Source organism: Nonomuraea rosea, from assembly GCF_039539705.1.
GTDB classification, from domain to species: Bacteria; Actinomycetota; Actinomycetes; order Streptosporangiales; family Streptosporangiaceae; genus Nonomuraea; species Nonomuraea rosea.
This window is the reverse complement of record NZ_BAABDQ010000028.1, coordinates 167,657-175,670: the sequence shown is the minus strand read 5'-3', so window position 1 is coordinate 175,670 and position 8,014 is coordinate 167,657. Positions and strand designations below refer to the sequence as shown.

Annotated in this window: 5 protein-coding genes; all 5 read left to right on the top strand. The window is 69.9% G+C overall.

Annotated features, from left to right (window positions below; translation table 11 throughout):
* Positions 1-296 precede the first annotated feature (296 nt).
* The 5 genes from ABEA43_RS45200 to ABEA43_RS45180 all read left to right on the top strand — a co-directional run bounded on the left by ABEA43_RS45200 (position 297) and on the right by ABEA43_RS45180 (position 7,999).
* Positions 297-1,652 carry an ammonium transporter gene (locus ABEA43_RS45200; RefSeq protein ID WP_345572226.1) on the top strand — a complete coding sequence of 452 codons (1,356 nt, stop codon included), beginning with the start codon at positions 297-299 and terminating at the stop codon, positions 1,650-1,652.
* Positions 1,649-1,987 carry a P-II family nitrogen regulator gene (locus ABEA43_RS45195; protein WP_020546578.1) on the top strand — a complete coding sequence of 113 codons (339 nt, stop codon included), beginning with the start codon at positions 1,649-1,651 and terminating at the stop codon, positions 1,985-1,987. Before ABEA43_RS45200 ends, ABEA43_RS45195 begins: the two co-directional genes overlap by 4 nt.
* A gap of 121 nt (positions 1,988-2,108) precedes the next feature.
* Positions 2,109-4,334 (top strand): [protein-PII] uridylyltransferase, encoded by a 2,226-nt coding sequence (locus ABEA43_RS45190; RefSeq protein ID WP_345572225.1) that lies wholly within the window; start codon positions 2,109-2,111, stop codon positions 4,332-4,334.
* A gap of 253 nt (positions 4,335-4,587) precedes the next feature.
* The gene (locus ABEA43_RS45185) at positions 4,588-7,551 is read left to right on the top strand and encodes a sensor histidine kinase (RefSeq protein ID WP_345572223.1); all 2,964 of its coding nucleotides are present in this window, start codon (positions 4,588-4,590) and stop codon (positions 7,549-7,551) included.
* A 25-nt stretch (positions 7,552-7,576) separates the two neighbouring features.
* Positions 7,577-7,999 (top strand): roadblock/LC7 domain-containing protein, encoded by a 423-nt coding sequence (locus ABEA43_RS45180; RefSeq protein ID WP_345572221.1) that lies wholly within the window; start codon positions 7,577-7,579, stop codon positions 7,997-7,999.
* The last annotated feature ends 15 nt before the right edge of the window (positions 8,000-8,014 follow it).

Genomic DNA, 8,014 nt, shown 5'->3' with positions numbered 1-8,014 from the left:
GGCCCGGATCGAGCGACACGAACAGAAGGAGCGCCACTTCCAGCAACCCGCTGGCTGCGGCCACCAGCCTGCCGCACTATCCGCGGCCGTGTGAACCCTCGCATGACTTACGGACTGGACCACTAAGTATTCCACGCCGAATATCGCGCCCCCGAAATCGGTCGTGTGAGAAGCCCGAAACCTACGTGAAACACCAGCGTGGCGAGATTCACGAATGTGAAACACACCTGGTCGAGCCACGAAACCCCAGGCGAACACGCTGTGGCCACACGTCACATGTAAGGAGGGTCGCTTCGATGATCGACAGCGGCACTACCGCCTGGATGCTCGTATGCACCGCCCTGGTGCTGCTGATGACTCCGGGCCTCGCGTTCTTCTACGGGGGAATGACCAGGGCGAAGAGTGTCCTGAACATGATGATGATGTCGTTCGTCAGCATCATCGTCGTGACGGTCGCTTGGGTCCTCTATGGTTACTCCCTCGCGTTCGACACGGCCGGCGATGGCTCCGGCATCATCAACAAGCTCGTCGGCGGACTGGACTACGTCGGCCTCAGCGGAGTGTTCAACGCCGTTTACGAGGGCCTCATCGTCAAGGGTGGCGACATCACGGCCGAGGCGGCCGCGGTGGATAACTTCCCGCTCATGGTCTTCTCCGCCTTCCAGCTCACCTTCGCTGTCATCACCGTCGCGCTGATCAGTGGTGCGATCGCGGACCGGGCCAAGTTCGGCGCCTGGGTCCTGTTCTCCTTGGTATGGGCCACGGTGGTCTACTTCCCCGTCGCGCACTGGGTCTGGGGTGGCGGCTGGCTCACCCAGCTCGGCATCGAGGACTTCGCCGGAGGAACGGTCGTCCACATCAACGCCGGCGCCGCGGCGCTGGCACTCGCACTCGTCCTGGGCAAGCGCCAGGGCTGGCGCAAGGAGCCCATGCGGCCGCACAACCTGACGCTGGTGCTGCTCGGCACCGGTCTGCTGTGGTTCGGCTGGTTCGGCTTCAACGCGGGCTCCGAGCTCGCCCCCGACCAGACGGCCGGTCTGGCCTTCATGAACACCCAGGTCGCCACGGCGGTCGCCGCCGGCGCCTGGCTCGTGGTGGAGAAGCTGCGCGACGGTCACGCGACCACGCTCGGCGTCGCCTCCGGCGCGGTGGCCGGTCTGGTCGCCATCACGCCCGCCTGTGGTTTCGTCGACCCGTGGGCAGCCGTGGTGATCGGCGCGCTGGCCGGTGTCGGCTGCGCCTACGCCGTCGGCCTGAAGTACAAGCTGGGCTATGACGACTCTCTCGACGTGGTCGGCGTGCACCTCGTCGGCGGCCTGATCGGCGCGGTCGCGCTCGGCTTCGTCGCCGCCTACCCGTTCCTGCCCGGCCAGAACAAGGGCATCCTGATCGAGGGCGGCCAGATCAGCCAGCTCGGCCTGCAGGTCCTCGGCCCGGTCGCGGTCGGCGGCTACTCCTTCGTGGTCTCCTGGATCATCGGTAAGATCATCGACAAGACGATGGGCTTCCGGGTGGCCGAAGAGTCCGAGGTCACCGGCATCGACGTCACAACCCACGCCGAGACCGGTTACGACCTCGGCACGGTCTACGCCTCCGGCGTGACATCCCCCAACGGTCCCACCGCCCCGTCGCAGAAGAAGGTGGACGCATGAGGCTGATCACCGCGATCATCAAGCCTTTCAAGCTGGATGACGTGAAGGCCGCGCTGGAACAGTTCGGCATCAAGGGCATGACCGTCAGCGAGGCGAGCGGCTACGGCCGCCAGCGCGGTCACACCGAGGTCTACCGGGGCGCCGAGTACCAGGTGGACCTGGTGCCCAAGGTCCGGCTCGAAGTCCTCGCGGAAGAGGACGACACCGAAGACGTGATCGACGTCATCGTCAAGGCCGCCCACACCGGCAAGATCGGTGACGGCAAGGTCTGGTCGGTGCCGGTGGACACCGTCATCCGTGTGCGCACGGGAGAGCGGGGTCCGGAAGCCCTGTGATGCATCCGCGGCGAAGCCAGGACGACGGCGTCAGGGCCGAGCACGGCAGGGCTTTCTGGATGGATCCGTGGCGAGGCCCGGACGATGACGTCCGGGCGGCGCTCGGCAAGGGGGCACAGCAGTGAGAGGAGAGGCCCGTTCGTACGCCGCGGCCCGCAAGGAGCGGGCGGCGGACACCGATCGATGGCTCAAAGATCTCTTCCGTACGGCGAGCGACGGCGACCACGTCTCACTGGTCGCCGTCGGGAGCCTCGGAAGAGGCGAACTGGCACCGGGCAGCGACCTCGATCTGGTCCTGCTCCACAACGGCCGGGCCGACGTGGCGAGGATCGCCGACCGGATCTGGTATCCGATCTGGGACTCGGCCGTCAATCTCGACCATTCCGTACGCACGGTAGAAGAAGCCGTAGCCGTCGCCAGACAGGATTTGAAGGCCGTTCTCGGCCTCATCCAGGCCAGGCACGTGGCCGGCGATCCAGAGCTGACCAAGAAGGCCAGGGAGGCCGTCCTGGCCGAGTGGCGCGCCGACTCCCGGCGCAGGCTCGGCGAGCTGCGCGACGCGGCCGACAAACGCGCCCAGGTGAGCGGCGAGCTGGCCTTCCTCCTGGAGCCCGATCTCAAGGACGGGCGCGGCGGGCTGCGCGACGTGCAGGCCATGCAGGCCGTGGCGGCCGCCTGGGTCGCCTCCGCGCCGGGGCCGAGGGCCCGCGAGGCGTACGAGTTCATCCTCGACGTGCGGCACGCACTGCACGTCGTCACCGCCCGCGGCACCGACCGGCTCGTGCTGCAGGAGCAGGACGCCGTCGCCGGGCTGCTCGGCCTGCTGGACGCCGAGGCGCTGATGCGCAGGCTCGCCGAGGCCGGCCGCACGGTCTCGCACGCCTTCGACGCCACCTGGCGCACCGTTGACAGGCTCGTGTCAGGCCCGGCCCCCCGAGGCCGCCGCCCGCTGGCGGACGGCGTGGTGGAGCACGGCGGCGAAGTGGTGCTCGCCAGGGGGATCAACCCCCGCAAAGACCCTGTTCTGGTGCTGCGGGCCGCCGCCGCGGCGGCCGACTCCGGCCTTCCGCTGGCCCCCGCCACCGTCTCCGTCCTGGCTGCTCAGTCGCCTCCGATGCCGGTGCCGTGGCCCGAGGAGGCCCGCGACGCGCTGGTGTCGATCCTCGGCGCGGGCCGCGCCGCCGTGCCCGTGTGGGAGGAGCTCGACCAGGCGGGCATCCTTGTCAAGCTGCTTCCTGACTGGGAACGCGTACGCCACCGTCCGCAGCGCAACCCGATCCACCGCTTCACCGTCGACCGGCACCTGATCGAGGCCGCCGCGAACGCCGCCAGCCACACCCGCGAGGTCTCACGTCCCGACCTGCTGCTGATCTCGGCACTCCTGCACGACGTCGGCAAGGGCTGGCCCGGCGACCACTCGGCCACCGGCGAGGTCGTGGTGCGCGACATCGGCACCCGCATCGGCCTGCCCGTGAAGGACGTGGAGACCCTGGCCACGGTCGTGCGGTATCACCTGCTGCTGCCGGAGACGGCCACCCGCAGGGACCTCGACGATCCCGTCACGATCGAGAAGGTCGCCGCGACCGTCGGCACGAGAGAGGTGCTCGACCTGCTGGCCGCGCTGGCGGTCGCCGACGGCAACGCGACCGGGCCGGCCGCCTGGAACAGCTGGAAGGCCGGGCTCGTCGCCGACCTCGTGCGCCGCGTCAGGTCCGTGCTCGCCGGCTCGTCGCCGCCCAAGGCGCCGACGCTGTCCACCGAGCAGGCCGCGCTGGCCAGGCACGGCGGCGGCGCGATCCGGGTCAACGGCGGAGCCGTCACGGTGGTCGCCCCCGACCGCGTGGGGCTGCTGTGGAGCGCCGCAGGCGTGCTGTCCGCGCACCGGCTCGTCGTGCGCTCGGCCTCCTCCGCTTCCGCGGGGTCCACGGCCGTGATCGAGTTCTCCGTCATCCCCGAGTACGGCTCGCCGCCGGACCCCGCCACGCTGGAGTCCGACCTCCGTCTCGTCCTTGCTGGCCGCCTTGACATCGAGCAGCGGCTGGCCCGCCGTACCCGTGCGATGCGGCCGCCCCGGGTACCCGTGGCTCCACCTCGGGTGACACTGGTCGACGACGCCTCCGCGACGGCCACCGTGGTGGAAGTCAGGGCCCATGACAGGCCGGGGCTTCTGTGGCGTATAGGACGGGCGTTCGGTGAGTGTGGTCTTGACGTGAGAGCCGCTCGCGTAGAGACTCTCGGCGCGGAGGCGGTGGACGTCTTCTATGTTGTGGACCGCGCTGGTCGCCCCCTCAGCGACGACGCGCAGAGGGCTCAAGTCCGCGATCAAGTCCTTGCCGCACTGCGATAACCAACAGCACACGACTATCGGGCACATTTGTAACAATTGTGCCCGATATGCCGGTTAAGTCAGATGCTGCGGATACCTTGTGGACGGCTTGAAGACCCGTTGCCAACGGGACGATTGAGGGGTAGCGGGAGCAGTGACTACGGGGAACTCCGACAGCGGCCACGCCGCGAAGCGGGACCGCGGAAAGCGGTCGCTGCCACGTCTTGGCCTGCGCAACTGGCGCGTGAGGTGGCGGCTCACCGCCCTCATTCTCGTGCCGACCATCGCCGCCGTCGTGCTCGGGGGAGCGCGCGTGGTGGGCTCGGTCCAGAGCATCGCCGACTACGACCGTACGGCGACCGCGGCCGAGCAGTCGGGCCGCATCCGCGACCTCGTGCAGGCCATCGGACTGGAGCGTGACACCGGCGGCTGGATCGGCGCTGCGCGCTCGATGCGCAAGAAGCTCGCCGCCCCGCTGGAGGAGCGCAAGGCGGCCGTCGACGCGCTGATCAAGACCGTCCGTTCCGACATCGACACGATGGACGACTCCTACGGCCCCCGCGTGGTGAAGGCCGCCGGGCAGGCGCGGTCCGACCTCAGCCGGCTGCCCAGGATCAGGGCCGAGGGCCAGACCGACACCAGCCGCTACGGATTCCTCACCGACTCCCTGCTCAAGCTGCACGACGAGCTGAGCCTGCTGTCCGACGACTCCCAGATCGTCGGCCAGTTCCGCGCCCTGAGCGCGCTCGCCTCCGCCAAGGAGGAGATGTCCCGGCAGCGGATCCAGCTCCTCCAGGCCTCCTACGACGCCGAGAACGTGGACGCCAAGGAGGTCGAGCAGTTCATCGCCTCCAACGCCCGCCAGCAGAGCGACATCGCCACCGTGGGCGCGGAGGCCGGCGTCGAGATCGGCCTGGACCTGTCGCAGCAGCTCACCTCCAAGAACGAGTACGTCAACGTCCAGCTCACCAAGTCCCGTGCGATCACCCTGGCCAGCGGCAGGGAGCCCGGCGCGCGGATCAGCGACAACCTGATCTCCGCCAGGGCCAGCCGCGACCAGTGGTTCAGCGACAACACGATCAGCATCGACGTCATGCACGGGATCGAGAAGGACCTGGCGGCCCAGGTGAACCTGCGCAGCCAGGAGCTGCGCGAGTCCGAGATCCGTAACGCGATCATCGCCGGCTCCCTGGTCCTGGCCCTGCTGCTGCTCGTCCTGCTGCTCACCGTGGCCATCGCCCGCTCCATGGTCAGCCCGCTGCGCCGGCTGCGCACCGAGGCGCTGGAGATCGCCGGCTTCCGCCTCCCCGACGTGGTCCACCAGCTCCGGGCCAGCGGCGACGCGTCCGTCGGCGAGGTGCACCCGATCGAGGTCGAGGGCAACGACGAGATCGGTGAAGTGGCCAGGGCCTTCGACCAGGTCCACCGCCAGGCCGTCCGCCTGGCCGGCGAGGAAGCCGACCTGCGCAGCAACATCAGCTCGATGTTCGTGAACCTCTCGCGCCGCACCCAGACGCTGGTCGAGCGGCAGATCTCGCTGATCGACGGCCTGGAGAAGGGCGAGCAGGACGGCGGCCGGCTGGCCGACCTGTTCAAGCTCGACCACCTGGCCACCCGCATGCGCCGCAACTCCGAGAACCTCCTGGTCCTGGCCGGGCACGAGGCCACCCGCCGGCGCAGTCAGCCGGCCAAGCTGGTCGACGTCGTCCGCGCCGCGCTGTCGGAGGTCGAGGGCTACGAGCGCGTCCAGGTCAAGGTCCACCGGGCCACCTCCGTGCTCGGCAGCGCCGCGAACGACCTCGTCCACCTCGTCGCCGAGCTGCTCGAGAACGCCATCCAGTTCTCCCCGAACCACTCCCAGGTCACGGTGACCAGCAGCCTCATCGAGGGCGGCGGCGCGCTGCTCTCGGTGACCGACATCGGCATCAGCATGACCGAGGACGAGCTGGCCGAGGCGAACCGCCGCCTCGCGGAGCCGCCCGTCGTGGACGTGTCGGTGTCGCGGCGCATGGGCCTGTTCGTGGTCGGCCGCCTGGCGCTGCGCCACGGGATCAGGGTGCAGCTCAGGAAGGGCGAGGGCGCGGGCCTGATCGCCATGGTGCTGCTGCCGGCCACGCTGGTCACCGACGGCACGCAGCAGCCGCTGCCGCAGCGTCCGGCGTTCGGCGGCGGGACCGTCCCCACCGGGACTCCCGCCGGGCCGCCGGCCCAGACTCCTACCGGGCCGCCCGCGCAGAACGGGTCGTTCAGGTCGTTCAACAGCTTCGACTCCTTCGACGGCGGCCCGACGCGGGGTCCCGCGCGCCAGGGGCCGGGACGGCATGGCGGTCCCGGCCCGTACGACGGCGGCTCGCTGCCGCAGCGGCCGCCCGGGACCTTCAACAGCGGCGCGTTCAACAGCGGGGCCTTCAACAGCAACCCGGGCCAGCAAGGACCAGGCCAGCAGGGACCGAGCCAGCAGGGGCCGGGCCAGCAGGGGCCGGGCCAGCAGGGACCAGGACAGCAGGGACCAGGGCCGCAGGCACCGGGCCGGCAGGGGCCGGGCACGTTCGACAGCACGCCTGGGACGCCCAGGCCGGGGCTCGGCGTGTTCAACTCCGACCCGGGCAGGCGGGGGGTGAGCGGCTTCACGGCCGACACCGACGGCGGCTCCTACCGCCGTCAGCCACCCTCCTTCGACTCCGGGGTCTATCCCTCGTATCCGGGCTCGGGTTCTTTGCCATCCGGTAATGGCGCGTTCCAGACGCCGCCGCCGCTGCCTTCGTATCCGACGAATGAAGTGCGCAGGCCGGATCCCGCGCCGTCGGTCGAAGTGTCCGCGATGGAGCCTGAGCAGGAGGAATACCTGCCGATCTTCGCGTCGGTGGAGTCCGCCTGGTTCCGCAGGCCGCCGGAGGAGCAGACGCCCGCGCCGGTCGAGGGTGAGTCCAAGCCCGCACAAGCCGTACCCTCTGGGGAGGAAGCGTGGCGAACGGCCGCTGACGCCGGTTGGCAAGCGGCGGCCGCCGCCAGCGATCCGAGTCTCGGCGGCATCACCGCCGCCGGGCTCCCGAAGCGTACCCCCAAGGCGAATCTGGTGCCCGGCACCGCAAGCCAGCCCGCGCAGCAGCAACAGCCGCAACGGCAGGCTCCGGCGCCGCCGGTCTCAGCGGATCGGATCCGCAGCCGGATGGCCAGCTACCAGCAGGGTGTGCGACGGGGCCGCCAGGAAGTACGTGGACAGGAGGAACAAGAGTGAGTGAGCGTCCCGCCGGGGAGGATGCGTGACAACCCTTAGCCATGAGGCGCACAAGTTCGACTGGCTGATCACCGACTTCGTCCGTAACACGCCCGGAGTCGCGCATGCCGTCGTCGTCTCAGCGGACGGCCTGTGCCTGGCCGCCTCAGAAGGCTTCCCGCCCGATCGGGCCGACCAGCTCGCCGCGGTCTCCGCGGGCCTGCTGAGCCTGACCGTGGGCGCGTCAAGGGTGTTCGAGGGCGGCGCGGTGACGCAGACCGTCGTCGAGATGCAACGTGGCCTGCTCATCGTCATGGCGATCAGCGACGGGTCCGTGCTGACCGTGCTGGCCGGCCCGGACTGCGACATGGGTCTGGTGGCCTACCAGATGACGTTGCTGGTGGACAGGGCGGGACAGGCGCTCACGCCGGCCCTGCGCGCCGAACTGCAGGCCGCGAGGACCCGGTGATGTGATGGACCTGAT